Here is a 16,977-nt window from a genome sequence, read left to right on the forward strand (position 1 = left end):
TTGGGCGGTTTGGGTCTGCCTGTGAAAACTCCAGGATTCTTTTTGAATTCTCGATTTGCGTTGAAAAAAGATTTCCAGTCATTTTCAATTACTCTTAAAATCTGTTGAGTGGTCTGAGCAGGTAATGCTCTGTAAATATCTTCATAATCTCTTTTGATAATTTTATCCATTTTGGGATAGTTTATTATTTTACCATTGTGGATAAAGTTTTGCCGCATAATAAAAGTTGCACAGTTGTATAAGTTTTTAGATTTAAACGCTAAATCAGTTAAGTTAGAAGAGTTGCGTATTATGAATCTTTCTACTCTATTCACAAATTAAATCCTTAGATTAGCTTTTTTTTCTACATAATCATATCTACCGGTTGGTAATTTAGTAGCTTTAATTTTTCCACTTTTAATATAATTTTTTAAATAGGTTCCCAGCCATATAAAAAACTGCCTTTCTTATGTTTTGAAGGCGTGTGACATTTATCGCAAAGTGTAATCAAATTTCCAGGACGGTCTGTTCTGTCATTTTTCCAGAAACCAATATGGTGAATTTCCAGCACTTTGTTCTTGCAACCCGGGTTCTGACATTGGTGGTTATCCCTATGCAGGATATATTCCCTTAAATTCCAAAACCCCAACTGTTCACCTTCCTGATACTGTTTACCTTCAATCTTGCCATTAGCCTTGATTTTTTGAATGTCAAATGCCGCTACTTCGATAATCGTGTCAGTTACGGGAAATACTGATTTTAAAAGCTTAACTATTTTAATGTGACTATCAAACTTATGTTGAATGCTTGGGGCAAGCCATCCCACAGGCTTTTTTCGGTTATCAAATCTGGGTTTTCTATATCTTAATCGGGATCTTCGTTGTCTCCGATACATTATCCGTTCTTTGTTTCTTTCAACCTGCCCATCAAGTAGCTTGATTTCACTTGAAAAGTACTCTTTGATAGCTCCAACCACGGAAATACCAATGTTCTTATACCCTGCATCAATCCCTAATGTTAGATTCTGTTTAGATTCTCCTGTAGCAGATGTTAACTGAATAGTGAAAGGTCTATATCCGTCAATTTTTGCCGTACCTTTTTTTAGCAGCACTCTTGCTTTTTGTTGGGTTGTTGGCATTAGAGGCTCACCTCTCATATTTTTGACACAAACACTCAATACAATTCCTTTTATTAAATGGCAGATACTCTCAAGTTCTGCCCTCACATATGTGAGTGATCCACTTCGCCAATGTTACAAAGGGTTTTGTACCGGCAACACTTTTCCTACCCTCAGAAATGTTTAATCACCGACCTCAGTGCCTGGAGCGTGTGGAGTACCCCAAGATGACTATATATTCCAATGTAACGTAGCCCTAAAAGAGCTTAGGCTAATCAACTGGGCCTAAAGTTTCCCTTCAAGCCCCTCGCTTTTCAGCCGAGGGGTGGTTGACCTTGAAAATCCACAATAATCTCCTGCCTGCCATTACACCTTGGGCCGTACATTCAGCTCCAAACGCCATTTGCGATCATCATCCCGTGAGCAGGCCCAGAATTCGAGGGTGCCGATCTCGGTCACCTTAACTTCAAACGTAACGGGTATAAATCCTTCGTCCTTTCCTTCCAGTTCAGTTTCAATGGCGGTTAACGCCGTGATCCCCATATCCTCCCAATCATCTATCACATCTCCCAGCTGATCATCATGCCGATTGGGAGAGCTCATGATATCAAACGTGACTTTTTCCCCCACAACCAGATTAAACAGACGATCTTTACTTTCGGCCTGACTGCCCTCTTCCATACCAAAGGGGGCAATGCAAAGGGCTCTGGTCGGCATGACAAGCCCTGGCACAGCCGGCATGGTGGCTTCAATGGCCATATAGTAGGACATCCCCAGCCCACCGCGTATTTTGATGCCGTCCCCGCGAGCGGCCTGACCATAATATGAGGCCCCCCAGGCCACGGAAAGATCATAATCCACCGCATTGATTTGCCGGATTTCTCCACGTTCAGATGCACTGTGCCACTGCTTTAGGACTTCCAGAATCCGTTCTCTGATCAAAGGCGACTTCATGACACCACCGTTAAATACAACAGCCGTCGGCAGTCTTGGATTGCCTTGATCATCTGTATGAGAAGATATAAATTGGGCCAAATGCCGTGTGATGGCAGGATCGGCTTCATAGGAAAGCCCAAACTCTTTCATGCCCGTGGCACTGCTTCCCGCAGGTTTGTCATCCAGACTGCATACCGGGAAAAAACCATCCAGCACGACCTGCTGTACATCCGCCAGTTCCAAGCTCAGTTTGATCGTTCCTTTAATCAGGCTGGAGCCTCTTCCTAAAACCGTTACAGGATATTCATCAGGACCGTCAGATGAAAACAATGCCTCTTTTGCTTTTCTGCAAGAGTGAACAAGTCCTCTCATCTGCCAGGCATCCAGTTTCTTTTTCTTTTTTCGAAGCTTTTCCGCAAGAAAGTATGAGAGTGTTAAATCCAGATTATCGCCCCCGACAAGCAGGTGATTGCCCACAGCCACCCGTTCAAGATTTAAAAGGCCGTCTTCCCCCTCGTTCACCTCAATAAGACTGAAATCGCTGGTACCGCCGCCGATATCACAGACCAGGATAAGATCGCCTTTTTCCACCTGATCTCTCCAGTCATCCCCTGCTTTGTCAATCCAGGCATAAAAGGCGGATTGCGGCTCTTCAATGAGAACAATATCTTTCAAGCCGGCCATTTTGGCAGACTTTACCGTCAATTCTCTGGCCACTGCATCGAAAGATGCCGGAACCGTCAGATAGATGGATTGATTTTCAAGGCAAAGCGAGGGATCATCATCACCCGCCATTTCATGGTTCCAGGCATTTCTGATATGCCTGAGCAGCGCACATGAGGCTTGAACCGGGGAGAGCTTCTCGATATCTTTTGCGGCCTCCCAGGGCAAAATGGGGGACTCGCGATCCACCGCCGAATTACATAACCATGACTTTGCCGAAGAAATGAGTTTATGGGGAACTTCGGCACCGCGTTCTCTGGCAAATTCACCTGCGACAGTGATCGATTCCTCTTCTTGCCATGGCAACTGTAAGGCGTCTGAATCATCTTCATGCCCTTCCTTGACATAAAGAAAAGAGGGCAAAGAGTCTCTTAATTCAACCGCCCCGGGAGCTGTGAGCTGCGGCACTCTGAAAAGTTCTATTTTTGCCATTTCCATGGGTAATCTTTCAACTTGCATATCTGCGTAGGTCACCACGCAGTTTGTTGTCCCAAGATCTATTCCAACAATATATCGGCCCTCTTTCACGGCATACTCCTACAAATAAATAAAAATTTTTCTATTCAATTTCCACTTCTGCCGGCGCAATAATGGAGGTATCTTGTACATCTGACAATTTTGGCACCTCGCTCTTTGCAGCCTTCCATCCCCGATGCCTCAACACCCCTTTAAAAGGAGGCTCTCCGGAGACATTGCCCGTTAATTTTATGGCATTGGGGTCAAAGCCCAAGTCAACGTCAACAACATCCCCCTCCTCTTTATCAATGACCGGCACCGGGGACAGATACTTGTTGACACTTTTCTTGCAGTCTTCCTGTACGCTTCTAACGGCAGCGCCAATCTGCTCATCATCATATAAAGACAGTTCTTCCGCAAAAAAATCCAGCAACCGGCCTTCCCGTTGCAACACCGATATAAAATGCAGAAAAAGTCTTTTTTGTCGCTCTTGTTCCAGTCGTTTATCTACATGATCCTTTTTCTTTGCGCTTTCACCACGTTTAATTTCTTTCTTGTCGGCAGGCATGGAATCAATATTTTTAAACAAGGACGCAACACTTAATTTTAAAACAACCCAGAGAATAAGGCTTAAAATAAAAAAAACAAGGACAATCACTGCAACAATGCCGGCAATATATTGCGTCGTCACCACATCTAAAAAACGAGCCGCATCCGCAAGACTTTGAATTGTAACGGTCTCATTAATTCCCGGAATAGTGATTATGCCGTCAGATCCCGGTGCAAAGAAGCGGGCCGTTTCTTTTAGTCCGAAATAGATCCCGGCGCCGACCGCACCGCCAATGGTCAACATAAACAGTGAAATGATTATAAATGATCTTGTTGCATATGCCTTTGTCATATTCACGATGTATTTTCTCCTGATGTTTGTATTGTTATGTTTTACAGAGAGTCACAATACTAAAAAATGCAGGTGCATGAAACCTTTTTTAGGCTTGATTCTATTGTCGGCCATTTTTCGTAGGGGCAATCCTTCTGTGGTTGCCCTTGTTAGGGCAGGCACGGTGGCCTGCCCCTGCAACGGTCGATGTTATGATCAAGCCCCCTTTTTTCAGCAGGTTTAGAACTGAGAATGGCTGATAATTTGACAAAAAAATTGTAACTGCTAAAGAAATTTGATAATTGAAGACCTTTACTATTAAATTCAGGAAGGTATTATGACAAAATCCATAGGTATCGATCTGGGGACAACCAACTCCGCCGCAGCAGTAAAAAAGCTGCATGTTGACATATTAAATAATAGTGAGGGCGACCCCATTACTCCGTCCTGTGTCTGTGTTAAAGATAAAAAAATACTGGGGATGGTGAACCGCAGTGAAATTATCGTGGGTAAACATGCCCTGGAATGGATCAAACAGGATCCAAAGAACACCGTCACAGCCATAAAACGGCTGATGGGCAGAAGTATAACCAATCCTGAAGTTAAAAAGATCATAGCAGATCCAAGACAGTTCAATATCATCACCAGCCAGGAAAGGGGCACGACCAACAGTCTGGTTATCCGTTTAAATAATAAAGAATATACGCCCGAAGAAATTTCATCCAAAATACTTGAAAAAATACAAAAGGATGCCCAGGCACGACTGAATGATGAGGTGTCCTATGCCGTAATTACAGTACCCGCCTATTTCAATGACAAGCAGAAGCATGCCACAAGGGCTGCGGCGGCCCTGGCCGGGATCAAGGTGCAGCGGTTGCTGCCTGAACCCACGGCGGCGGCCATATCCTTCGGCGTAGATGAAGTCGGGCAAGACGACGCCAGAACCATTCTGGTGTTTGATTTCGGCGGCGGCACCTTTGATCTTTCCGTGCTGACCATCAGCGGCGGGCAGTTTATTGAACAGGGCAAGGGCGGCAACATGTGGTTGGGCGGCGAAGATATTGACCGGGAAATAGAAACGTATGTGCTGTCGGAAACCGCCCGGGAGTACGAGATTGACGACTTTCAAGGGATGCTGGATGACATGGATGACGGTATCCGCACCCGTTTTTGGGGAGAATTGAAAGCCGCGGTTGAAAAAGCCAAGATCAGTCTCAGCGAAAACCAGGAAGCCTACATTGAAATTTTAGGTCTGCTCAAGGATGCGGACGGCGACCTGCTGGACGTGGATGTCACCCTGACCCGGGACCGGTTTGAAACCCTGATGCAGCCGATGGTGGACAATGCCCTGACCCTGATCCGGAACCTGCTGGCAGATATTTATTTTACACCGGATATGATTGACAATGTGCTCATGGTCGGGGGCAGTTCCCAGATTCCCTGCATCATTGAGGCGGTAAAAAAAGAATTCGGGTCCTCAAAAGTACAGGTGCATGACAGACCCATGCTGGCCATTGCCGAGGGGGCTGCCATACTGAGCCACAGACTTTCGGATACCTATGAATGCCTCAATTGCGGTAAAAAGGTGAACCAGTCCGACACACGGTGCAGCCACTGCGATTTTGACCTTGCATCATATACTGTTGAACACGGGGTGTTTGATATTGTCCATGCCGCGGCTCACGACTATTACGTGGTCCTGGAAAACGGGGACAAGTATCTGTTTGCGGAAAAACACACGCCTTTGCCCTTTGAACAGACACAGGTTTTCAAACTGGTGGATAAAAACCAGCGGCTGGTGCACATGAAATTTTTGAATATCGTCAACAATGAAGATGAATCCATTGGAGATTTCTGGCTGGGCATCGATAACAATGAGCTTATGGCGTATCGGAAAAACCAGACCGAAGAAGAGGCTCAAAAACCCCTTTCCATTGCCGTGACATTGTCCATAGATGAAAACAACCTGGTTGAGGTCACCGCAGTCCTGTCGGAACTGCCCAAGGTTGAGCTGTCCAAAACCCTGTCCCGGGGCAAGGCGGACGAAAAATTATTCATGGACCTGGAAGCCATGGTAGACCACGCCAACGAGGCCGGGTATGACTCGTATAATATAGATGAGATTACCAGACGCAGTACGGATATTATTGCAGATATCCACAAGGTGATTGATAAAAATACCGGTAATGTCATTGAGCCTGTGTATAACCTGGCAAAGATGAAAATTGAAAAAGCCAGGCGTATGGCCGAAGAAGATACGTGCGGATACCCCCTGATGTTCTATGCCCAAGATCTTATGTTTCAGTTTTCAGACATTATGCCGGCCGAAGAACGGGGCAAACTGCAAGAGAAAATCGATCATTTGACGGATATGAACCAACACGGCACCTATGAAGAAAACATAGAAGCCATCCGGGACATGGAAAAAGCCCTTGATGAATTTCCTGTGTTGAATATATTGATGAATATTATTAAGGCGGCAGATCTGTGTGAAGAACATGATCCGGGCAGGGCGCCGCAATTTTCAAATGCCATCGCCACCATTGTTGAAGCCATGGATCGGAAAAATCATGAACTGGTGAGCAAAACCCTGGACGCCATCATGCCCCAGGTCAGAGAGGTGCTTCATCAATATGACAGCCGGGCCGGCTCCATTCAGAAAGGTATCACCCGGTAAGTGGGCCTTACCAGCTGCCCGATCTGCGGATTCTCCAATATCCCCGAGGACCGGGAGAACTGCCCCCAATGCGATGCCGACCTGGTTTGCTTCAGGCTGCTGGAAGAGGGGTTCCCGGTCCCGTCCGTACCCGGCACGGATATGCCGGAAACGGAGGACGCTGTTGAACAGGCACCCCCTGCCAGTTCCCAAAACAACACCGGAGCATGGGGTCGGGGAATCGGCATATGTGCCGCAGTAATGGTGGTACTGGCTATTCTCCTGATTTCATGGGCCGCCACCCACCGCCTGGCAGGCCTGGCCGGTTCAGTTGCCGCATTGGATGCCAGGTTGGGGCAGGTTGATCGGACACATGAGGTTTCCAGGGATATTCAGAGTACCGCAATCCGGATCGGCAACCAGGTAAACATCTTGGAACGGCGTATTGAACGTATGGACAGCCGTGTTGAAAAAGTAGTGGAAACGCTGATATCAGGGCAGAAGAAAACGCCCGAAGATATAGATCAAAATCAAAAAAAAGAGATGGCTGGGGAGATACCCGCCGCACCCGAGCCCTGCATGAAAAAATACCAGGCCAAGGATACGGATACCCTCTGGGGCATCGCCCGGGAGCTTTGGGGTTCAGGCATATATTATCCGGTATTGATGGCCTGCAATCCTGATCTTAATATTTTCACCATCAACCGCCGGGACAGACTGATGTATCCCTGTGATAAAACCAGGGTGCGGGAGTTGTACCGGCAGATGACAGCCGTCAAACAAAATCGTTGGTATTGGAAGTATACGGTGAGGCCGGGGGATACCCCCCAGTCGGTTGCCGACCGGTATTGTTCAGATAAAAATAATTGTTTTGTCAGCGGTTTTCCCTTTAAAACCGGGGAAACCATCGGCATTTTTTTGGAGTAGCTATGGCCAGGAAAAAAAATAAAATCGACACCCTCCTGAAACGGGCGGAAAAATTGTTCAACGCAGGCAATTATATTGAGGCTGAAGAGAAATTTTTAAAAGCCCAAAGACAACTAAACAGCCCGAAAATAGAAGAAAAACTTGCCGTTTGCCGCAGGGAAACAAATATTTTAAGGGGAAAAGAGCTGATTGCCAAGGGGGAGCAGTCCATACAGGAGAACGACCTGTCTCTGGCCCTGGACTGCTTTAAACAGGCGGCAGCCCTGGTGAATGAACCTTGGCTGACTGAAAAAATTCTGGAACTTGAAACCCTCAATACAGGCCGGCGGATATATGACGAGGCCCGGTCCGCGGCTGCTTCAGGAGACATGGCGGCAGCCGCAACGTTGTATGAAAAAGCCGCCGCCGGTCATCTTGACCTCTGGGAAACACACAAAGACCATGACGCCCTGAAAAAAGCGGCAGTGTACCTGACCAAGGCCGGAGATTTTCCCAAAGCCCTGGATCTGTTCGACAGGGTGGGGGATTTCGATGCGCAGGCACGTTATCATTTCGGATTTGCACTGGCCAAAACCGGGGATTATCTTGGGGCAATGGCCCAATGGCAATCCCTTGATTGCCGGGATACCGCATTTTTAGAACAGCGTGGAACAGTGCTGGCGAACGCCGTTGACCAGGTTTACAGGGAGTTAAAAGCCGGTACGAGCACCGGCAGCGCCCATGAATCCGATATACAAGAAAAATATAAAAAGGCGGAACAGGTGTCCGCCTTGATCCCGCCGGATGACAGCCGGGAGCTGAAGGAGCGTATTGAGGCCCTTCTGGTGTATGCCAACGTGATTTCGGCCCGGATGAAATGGGAGGCCGCGGATTATGAGGCCGTTGTCCGGCTGGTAGAAAATCTATGGGTCGATCCGGAACTTATCCGGCTCAAAGCTGCTGCCTGCTATCATATCTCCAAAGACAGGAATACATACCTTGACGTGTTGTCAGAGTGCTGGATGGATGCTGTGGGCACTTTGGACGGCCTGACGGGCCGGTACCTTGGCAATGAAGAAAAAACGACCGAAGTCCGGGACCGGTTGATCCGTATGGCTCATATGCGGATCAATCGTGCATCCGCCTCTGGAGAAAAAGAATCTGCCAAGGCCGGCTTTGATATCCAGACCCGGATATCAGACGATTTTAGGGCCATTTCCCAACACTCAGGCTTAAAGCTTGCCGTTTGCTCCCCCCGGTATGCGGCCATGACGGGCAGATCAGAATTGATGCTTGCGGTGATAAGGAGCAACAAAGCATATTTCAAGAATGACCAACACTATTTAGAGACCGGCGGCTACTATTCCAGGGCCGGTTTAAGCCTTTTGGCGCTGAAAACCGGAGATATCGAATCCGCCGTCAAGAGCCTTGACAGTCTGGATATGGATGAGACACCGGACGAGTTCACACAATATGCCGGGGAACTGATTCGGTTTGAATACGGCCTGAAAGCACTGGAATCGGGGCAGAAAAATTTCATGGATTATTTTTCGTCAACCCATCTTCTGTTCAAAGCGGCCCCGGCCATTGAGGCCCGTTTTTCAGATCGCATGCTTCAAGACGAAAGAGATCATTTACTCGCCTATGAAACCCTTACGGCCTTCCTGTACAGCAAACGGCCGTCCCGCCCAATTGCCCGGGCGCTTTCCGTTCTATTGGCCAAAGCCGGCATCGTAAAATATAACGATGATAAACTCACGGATAAGCAATTCAGGGTGACCGTGAAAAAAGCCCTTGAACTTGACCCGGATAACCAATTCGCGCTTCAGCTTCTGGATAGCACAAACATGGAAGCGGAAATGGATGTGCTTTTAAAAATAATGGGGAGGGGGAAATTTGAAAAAGCCGCCCAAATGGCCGTTGACTCGGATTATCCTGAAATCCGGGAATCCTTTTTTGAGATGGCGGAAAAAATTTCCGGAATGATCCATGACCAGGATGTGTCCCCGGAACTGATAAAGCTGGAACTGATAAAGCTGAAGGACGCCGTTGCCGTCGTTGACCGGCGTCATGACCTGGTGAAGCAAATTCAGCGTGAAATTAAAACAATAGGAGCATAAGATGGCCGCAAATCCCTATTATATTCTTGATATTGGTAAAGATGCCTCAAACCAGGAGATCATCCGGGCGGCAGCCCTCCAGATGCGGCAAAAACGATTTTGTGCAAAAGAGATCGCCCAGGCCCAGAAAATGCTGCTGGATCCGGTCTCAAGGGGATGCCAGGAATTTTTATACCATTTTGATTTTAAAGGACTGGAAGAGCGGCTCTGCCGCCCTCTGGAGGCAAAACCCCCGGAATTTGACGCCCCCTGCCTGACCCTGTTTGACAATGAGACCCATGACAGTTGAAAAAAAAGAGCAGCTCAGGGAAAAACTCATCGGCTTTCAGCGAAGTATAGCCGATCTCAAACGGGAACTTGACCGGCAGGCGCAGGATTTTTCAGACCGGGAAACCCGGCTCCTGTCCGGTTTTTTTGAGGTGATGGATGCCTTTGAGGCTCTGGAGGCAAACCTTGAAGCCAAAAAGGAGTCCTTGGATAAGCCCGCAAGGATGATGAAAAAAAATATCCGGTCCATTTCTAAAAAACTGTACCGCACATTTACATCAAACGGTATTGAGCAAATCCGGTTTGAAGCGGGCAAGGCCAACATGGCCCAGTGCAAAATTCTCGATACCCGGCAGGCCCCGGACCTGCCGGAAGAAACCCTGCTGGAAATCGTTAAAAACGGCTACATTAACACCGGCAACGGCAAAGTCCTCAGAAAGGCGGAGGTAATAACCGTTCATAATAATTAATTAGGAAAAAAAATGAATCAGACCGCAAAAAAAGAAAATATGGTCACCCGGCAGACCTTTTATATTTCCATTCTGACTTCCCTGACACTGGGATTTTTGATCGGCACCGCATATACATCGTTTAAGCTGGCGGATTCCAGGCAGCCGGGCAAAAGACATATGCCGCCGGCCATGATGGGGAATATGCCCAAAGGCACGCCGGCACCTGGAAAAGGGGCGGGCGTTGCTCAAAAACAGGACCTTGCAGCCATGGCTGATCCCCATATCAGGAAATTGCAGGGGATTTTGAAAGAACATCCCGATAATGCCCAGGCCTGGGTCGAACTGGGCAATGCCTTTTTTGATCTGGATCGTTTTGAGGATGCCATCAATGCCTATGAAAAATCTTTGTCCATTCAACCGGATAATCCACATGTTCTTACAGACTTAGGCGTGATGTATCGACGGAATAATGAATCTGAAAAGGCCCTGGACGCTTTCAGCAGGGCCGTTGCTGTTGACCCCGGCTTTGAATCCGCCTGGTTTAACAAAGGTGTTGTTTATATGCATGACCTCAATGATATCGCCAAAGCCATTGACGCCTGGGAACAGCTGCTGAAAGTAAATCCAACGGCCGGAATAAACGGGGGAAAACGGGTGTCTGAACTGATTGAAACCCTGAAGAAAAGCCAAGCCCGGTAATAAGCCCAAAATTGCTGATATGGCTGGCTTTGCGTCCAAACACTAACTGAAGATATAAAAACCCAGGTTTTTTGCATACGGTGGGGGGTTATAGAATTCACCGTAAATGTAATTACCCTGGATCTTTCTGACCACCACCCTGCGTTGAATCAATGCCCGTTTGATATCATCCAGGTTGAATTCAATATCCAGAAAATCATTGACGTGGATACGGTGGGATTTTGAGATCCTGAATCCAATGGCCGATAATGACACCTGCTCGACACGTATTTTTCCAAATTCTCCGGTTTTAAGGCGTTTGAACTGGCCCTGCAGGGATACGGATTTTCCAAAATTTTTAATGCCCTCTTTCTGGGGGTGTTCCGGTACTGTGCCTTTTGTCTCTTCGGCCTCTTTCCGGGCAATTTCATTTTCCACCAGCCCCTGGATGTTTTCCTGCATATCCGGCACGTTGCTTTCCTGTTCAGGCTGACGGGTTTTGGCCAGGGCCTGGGCCACAAGCCTTTTAAGTTGACCGGCATCTTCACCTGCCATGGTTTGGGTCTGGATGGTAACAGAAGAAAATATTTGTTTATTTTCCACCGATGCCGGGGCCAGGGCTTTTTTTATCCTTGCCTGGGCTTTCTGGGCACCATCGGAATAGGTCGAGGGGAGAAGGGCAATAAAACTGTTGTCCGCATATCTGAAAATCAGATCTTCACGGCGTTTGGTTTTATTCAGAATGGCGGCCAGGTTTTTGATTGCTTTGTCACATTTGTCCTGCCCCAGCGCCTCGTAGTGCCTTGTAAGACCATCCACCACAAGGATAAGGATGGAAAAAACCCGGCCCAACCGGGCCTGGAAATCATCCGGGCCGGATACGGTCCGTTCAAAACTGCATCTATTTTTTAACCCGGTCAGACTGTCCCGGGTGGCCAGGTTGGTTAACGCCTGGTGGTAATAGGACCGTTCAATGGCAATGGCTGCATATTCGGCAATGGAAGATAGCAGGGCAAGGTCCTGTTCGCTGAAGGTTTGTTCATTGATCCGGTTGATCAGTTCAATAACACCAAAAATTTTATCATCGGTTTTCAACGGGGTGGCAATGATTGAGCGTGTTTTAAACTGGGTCTGTTTGTCCACCCAGTTGCTGAATCTTTTATCCTTTGTCACATCATCCACCACCAGGGGGGTGCCTGTTTCCATGACATACCCTGCAATGCCTTCTCCCTTGGGCAGTCGTACACCTTGCAGCAGCTTGCTGTTGGTGCCCACCACCACGGAAAAGATCATGTCCCCGGTTTTAGGATCCTTGAGCAGGATGGACCAGTGACAGGGTTCAAAAATGCAGCCCACCTGATACATGACAATACCCAATACATCCTTGACGGTATTGGCCTTGGACATGGCTTTACCTATCTCAAAACCAATGTCCGAGGGCAAACGCTTGTCATGGCTTAAGGACGTATTTTGTGTCCGGTTTGTGGGGTCTCCCTGGTAATAATATTTGGTATTGGCCCGGGACAGTTTGATATTCGCCCACAGCAGATTCTCCTTAAGTTGGTTTACCGATGGAAAAACAAACTGATAAAAGGCTGAGATCTGTTCGATCTCTTTGTTCATGTCAAGAATGCAGTTGATGATATCGACTTTTTCCGGGTTAATACAGGCTTCCACCTCCGGGGCAAGGATCGGGGGACGGATGAAATCAAAGGATCCCATGCCCTGGATCCAGCACAGGAAATTCGCCATACAGACGATGGCGATCAATTTTTTTTCATCCTCGCTCAGATCGTGGTTTTCAAAGGGCTGGTGGTGGTATTTGACGACCAGTACCAGGTTCTCGGGAAGTTGCCATCGATCACAGAAAAATGCCCCGATATCATCATGGCCCAAACCGATTTCCGATCGTTCTTTTTCAATAACAAGATCTGTGGATTCCGACAGATTCCTAATAAATTCACCATAGTCCCGATGCCCCTGCAGATCTAAGAAAATTTTTCCGACATCGTGGAGCAGGCCGGCTGTATAAGCCTCTTGCGGGTTTGGATATTCGATTTTTTGGGCTATTTTCATGCTTAGCACCGCCACAGCAAGGCTATGGCGCCAAAACATCAGCCGGTTAAACTCTTTTGTATGTCCGGTTTTAAATATTTTTTCAAAAATGGCAATAGTTAAAGCCAGCTTTTTGATTTCATCAAGACCGAGGATGACAACGGCATCCGACAGGGAGGTTACTTTTCTGCCCAAACCGTAAAATGCTGAATTGACAAGTTCCAGCACCCGGATGGAAATACCGGGGTCTGTCTCCACGATTTTTGTCAACTCCGCCAGGGGCACCGTATCATCTTTTGATATTTCAAGCAGTTTGGCCGCGACCTGAGGGAAACTTGGCAGGGTATCCCGGTCAAGGGTTAAAACGGCCTGGATATCTGATTGGGAGGGGAGGTTAAGTTTATCACTCATTTTGTAGGGCACCTTTTTTTAAATATCAAATAGGTCACATAATCCGGGTTGAAAATCATAGACCAAGGGCCTGAATATAGGCATCAATTTCCGGATACCGGGTCCTGAACACATTAAATTCACTCAGTGTCCGGTCGTCAGATGAATCAAGAACAAACAGGCGGTTTAGAATTTTTGCGGCATTAATCATCTTATTGCGTTCATCCCCCGGTTCTGTTTCGATCAGACGCAATCGCCCAAACAAGGCAAATTTGTCTTCAGACACAGCCAATACCTGATCATAATAATCTCTTGCCTGGTCAAACTGTTCCATTTGAACGCATGCATCTGCAATACGGGTTTTTGCGATGGCCGGACTCATCCCGGCTGCCATCGCTTTTTCCCACAGCTGTTTTGCCTTTTCGTATTCCTTGTTGCCCCGGGCACAATCTGCCAGTCCGTCTATGGCATAGACATTCCGGCAATCAATATCCAAAATTTGTTCGAACAGCGCTTTTGCACTCAAAAAATCCTTTTGCCTGCGGTAAAAATTTGCCAATGCGCCGATGGCTCTGGGGTTTTGGGGCTGCTTGGCGACAAGTTTCTCAAGAAGCGGCCCGGCCAGGTCAAACGCCCTAAGGCGGATGTAGAGATTACCAAGACCTGACAGGGCAAAGGGATCATCAGGATTCAGGTCGATGGCTTTTTCATATATTCGTCTGGCATCGGTCAGTTTCCCTTTTTTGGTCAAAGCATCAGCCAGCCGGGTCATCACCAGGTTGTTTTCAGGATAAGCATCCAGGGCCTGGGTCCAAATGTCAATGGCTCTGTCCAGATGATTGGCGCCCCTGTATGCGTCGCCAAGACCGGACATGGCAAAAGGGTTCAGAGGGTCTAGTTCAAGACACCTCTGATAATATTTTGCCGCCGTTGTAAACTGTTTTTGCATTCTTTTGGTATCACCCAGCGCAACCAGCACATACGGATTTTTAGGCGATATTTCCAGGGCGGCAAGCAACAATGGTTCCGCCTGTCTGGGCTTTCGGATGCGAATGAGGTCACGGGCATCTTTGCATAAATTCAATACCTTGGTTGCATTTTTTTCATTTTCTTCAATTTTTTCTTTAATGCGCTTTTGCATCCGTTGTATGCCTAATCTTAATAAATGTTCGATCCGTTGTGGTGCTTGGTTTGATAATTGGGTTAACCTGATATCTAATCGTGTGATTGCGTTTTTGTCAATGGTAAAAAAAATATAAATTGCCGTATAATATGCATCTGGCCGCTTGTTGTGGGATCTTATAATATTTTACACTTTCCTATCATTCTATTATTTTTTTAATGCATGAAAATACAAAATTGTATTGATTTAAGTACCCTTATATTGTTTATATTCGTGAAATTACATTAATGTTATCTATTATATCTCAAAAATGTTATTTAATTTACAAATACGCCAGGCGAACAAAATCAATAAATATATTTAATTTCAGATAGATACATTAAAATTTTTAAAAAAATTTTTTTTGGCACCGCTCTTGCTCTCTGAATAGCGTAAAGCGCACATTGTTTGAATGTATATTTAACAAAGGGAGTAAAAATGAAAAAAGTCGTGGCCGTAATTAAACCGTTCAAAGTGGATGAGGTCAAAGATGCGTTAGCCAAAATCAGCATTAACGGAATGACTATTTCGGAAGTCAAGGGCTTTGGCCGTCAGAAGGGACACAAAGAGGTATACCGGGGTGCAGAATATCAGACAGACTTTGTCCCCAAAGTTGAATTGAAAATCTGTGTTGCCGATGACCAGGCTCAGGCTGTGGTGGATACAATTGTAGAAACAGCGAAAACAGGAAAAATCGGTGATGGTAAAATTTTTGTTCTTCCTGTGGAAGATGTTGTTCGTATTCGTACAGGTGAAACCGGAACAGAAGCATTATAAAATTTAACTGAATTAATATTTAATATCAATAAGGAGATTAAAAAAATGAAGTATATACTGATAATTCTGACTTCGTTGGCTTGTACCATTACAGCAGCATGGGCCGGGACAGACGAGGCCCCCACAGCACTTTCCAATGCTGAGGCCATTAAATTGGTTCAGACCCATGCCGATTACGTCTGGACTCTTGTTGCGGCATGTCTTGTTTTCTTTATGCAGGCCGGGTTTGCCATGGTGGAAGCAGGTTTCACCCGGGCTAAAAATGCTGTAAACATCATGATGAAAAACCTGATGGACTTTTCCATGGGGTCACTTTTTTACTGGGCCATTGGGTTTGGTCTGATGTTCGGTGCCTCTAAAACCGGTTTTTTTGGGACCACCGGCTTTTTTCTAAGTGATTTTGACGTGGATGGCGATCCCTGGGTACTGGCCTTCTGGATGTTCCAGGTTGTGTTTGCCGCAACCGCTGCCACCATTGTTTCCGGTGCCATGGCTGAACGGACTAAATTCACCGGGTACCTTATGTACAGCGCGGTGCTGTCCGCATTGATTTATCCCATCTTTGGTTCCTGGGCCTGGGGATCACTGTTCAACGGTTCCGGCTGGCTTGAAGGTCTTGGGTTCATCGATTTTGCAGGCTCCACCGTTGTTCACTCTGTGGGTGGCTGGGCTGCATTGGCAGGTGCCATCGTTATTGGTCCCCGCCTTGGAAAGTTCACCAAAGACGGTGGTATTAAACCGATTCTGGGTCACAATATCCCCCTGGCCGGCCTTGGCGTGTTCATCCTGTGGATCGGCTGGTTTGGTTTCAATCCGGGGTCAACAACCGTTGCGGATAAAAGTATTGCAATGATTTTTGTAAATACCAATCTGGCAGCTGCCACAGGTGCTGTTCTGGCCATGGTCGTTTCCTGGGTTAAATTTGGAAAGCCTGAAGTGGGCATGAGTTTGAATGGTGCCCTGGCAGGTCTGGTGGGGATTACCGCAGGCTGTGCCAATGTTACACCGGGTTCCGCTGTGATAATCGGCGCCGTAGCCGGTATTCTGGTTTTTTTCTCCGTACTGTTCTTTGATAGAATTAGAGTTGACGATCCTGTCGGCGCAATTTCCGTACATGGTGTATGCGGTGCCTGGGGCACCCTTGCTGCCGGTATCTTTAACATCGGCGGTACAAGTGTTAAAATTCTGTCCGTACAGTGCATCGGTATTGTTGCCTGCTTTGCATGGACATTTTGCACGGCCTTTATCCTGTTCAAGGTTATTGACTTGACCATGGGCTTAAGGGTATCCCCGGAAGAAGAACTGGAAGGGCTTGACTCCACAGAACATGGTGGCAATGCGTATCCTGATTTTTTACCCAGCAGCCATTAATAATCATGCATCAGGCTGCTGTTTCAACATTTCTAACGGCAGCCTGGTGTTT

At 46.9% G+C, this 16,977-nt stretch carries 14 protein-coding genes; 8 read left to right on the top strand and 6 right to left on the bottom strand.

Annotated elements, in window-relative coordinates:
- From HXW94_RS05140 to HXW94_RS05155, 4 genes are all read right to left on the bottom strand, one after another.
- Positions 1 to 314: hypothetical protein (locus HXW94_RS05140; RefSeq protein WP_218576579.1), on the bottom strand; the 314-nt coding region annotated here is incomplete at its 3' end.
- A 95-nt stretch (positions 315 to 409) separates the two neighbouring features.
- Entirely contained in the window at positions 410 to 1,204 is a 795-nt protein-coding gene (iscB, locus tag HXW94_RS05145; protein ID WP_343054554.1) for an RNA-guided endonuclease IscB, read from the bottom strand.
- A gap of 258 nt (positions 1,205 to 1,462) precedes the next feature.
- On the bottom strand, positions 1,463 to 3,283 hold the full coding sequence (locus tag HXW94_RS05150; RefSeq protein ID WP_178365828.1) for an Hsp70 family protein: 1,821 nt from the start codon (positions 3,281 to 3,283) through the stop codon (positions 1,463 to 1,465).
- Between the two features lie 31 nt (positions 3,284 to 3,314).
- On the bottom strand, positions 3,315 to 4,112 hold the full coding sequence (locus tag HXW94_RS05155; RefSeq protein ID WP_218576587.1) for a DUF2760 domain-containing protein: 798 nt from the start codon (positions 4,110 to 4,112) through the stop codon (positions 3,315 to 3,317).
- A gap of 316 nt (positions 4,113 to 4,428) precedes the next feature.
- Here HXW94_RS05155 and HXW94_RS05160 point away from each other — a divergent pair, with 316 nt between their 5' ends.
- From HXW94_RS05160 to HXW94_RS05185, 6 genes are read left to right on the top strand one after another with little or no spacing between them, the layout of a single operon-like run.
- Complete coding sequence (locus HXW94_RS05160; RefSeq protein ID WP_178365830.1) at positions 4,429 to 6,768, top strand: Hsp70 family protein; 2,340 nt, start codon at positions 4,429 to 4,431, stop codon at positions 6,766 to 6,768.
- Positions 6,769 to 7,674, top strand: coding sequence for a LysM peptidoglycan-binding domain-containing protein (locus tag HXW94_RS05165; protein WP_178365831.1), 906 nt, complete (start codon positions 6,769 to 6,771; stop codon positions 7,672 to 7,674).
- Between the two features lie 2 nt (positions 7,675 to 7,676).
- A complete protein-coding gene (locus HXW94_RS05170; RefSeq protein WP_178365832.1) occupies positions 7,677 to 9,773 on the top strand; it encodes a hypothetical protein in 2,097 nt (698 codons plus the stop codon).
- Position 9,774: 1 nt separating this feature from the next.
- Positions 9,775 to 10,062, top strand: a complete 288-nt coding sequence (locus HXW94_RS05175; protein WP_178365833.1) for a hypothetical protein — start codon at positions 9,775 to 9,777, stop codon at positions 10,060 to 10,062.
- On the top strand, positions 10,052 to 10,510 hold the full coding sequence (locus tag HXW94_RS05180; protein WP_178365834.1) for a nucleotide exchange factor GrpE: 459 nt from the start codon (positions 10,052 to 10,054) through the stop codon (positions 10,508 to 10,510). The genes HXW94_RS05175 and HXW94_RS05180 overlap by 11 nt, the downstream gene beginning before the upstream one ends.
- A 12-nt stretch (positions 10,511 to 10,522) precedes the next feature.
- The gene (locus HXW94_RS05185) at positions 10,523 to 11,191 is read left to right on the top strand and encodes a tetratricopeptide repeat protein (protein WP_178365835.1); all 669 of its coding nucleotides are present in this window, start codon (positions 10,523 to 10,525) and stop codon (positions 11,189 to 11,191) included.
- Between the two features lie 42 nt (positions 11,192 to 11,233).
- Here the strand turns inward: HXW94_RS05185 and HXW94_RS05190 are convergent, their stop codons facing one another.
- The gene (locus HXW94_RS05190) at positions 11,234 to 13,636 is read right to left on the bottom strand and encodes an HDOD domain-containing protein (protein ID WP_178365836.1); all 2,403 of its coding nucleotides are present in this window, start codon (positions 13,634 to 13,636) and stop codon (positions 11,234 to 11,236) included.
- Positions 13,637 to 13,691: 55 nt separating this feature from the next.
- On the bottom strand, positions 13,692 to 14,756 hold the full coding sequence (locus HXW94_RS05195) for a tetratricopeptide repeat protein (RefSeq protein WP_178365837.1): 1,065 nt from the start codon (positions 14,754 to 14,756) through the stop codon (positions 13,692 to 13,694).
- 459 nt (positions 14,757 to 15,215) lie between these two features.
- Here HXW94_RS05195 and HXW94_RS05200 point away from each other — a divergent pair, with 459 nt between their 5' ends.
- Positions 15,216 to 15,554, top strand: coding sequence for a P-II family nitrogen regulator (locus HXW94_RS05200; protein ID WP_178365838.1), 339 nt, complete (start codon positions 15,216 to 15,218; stop codon positions 15,552 to 15,554).
- Between the two features lie 45 nt (positions 15,555 to 15,599).
- On the top strand, positions 15,600 to 16,925 hold the full coding sequence (locus HXW94_RS05205; RefSeq protein ID WP_178365839.1) for an ammonium transporter: 1,326 nt from the start codon (positions 15,600 to 15,602) through the stop codon (positions 16,923 to 16,925).
- Positions 16,926 to 16,977 lie beyond the last annotated feature (52 nt).

This window comes from Desulfobacter latus (genome assembly GCF_013389365.1).
Classification (GTDB): domain Bacteria; phylum Desulfobacterota; class Desulfobacteria; order Desulfobacterales; family Desulfobacteraceae; genus Desulfobacter; species Desulfobacter latus.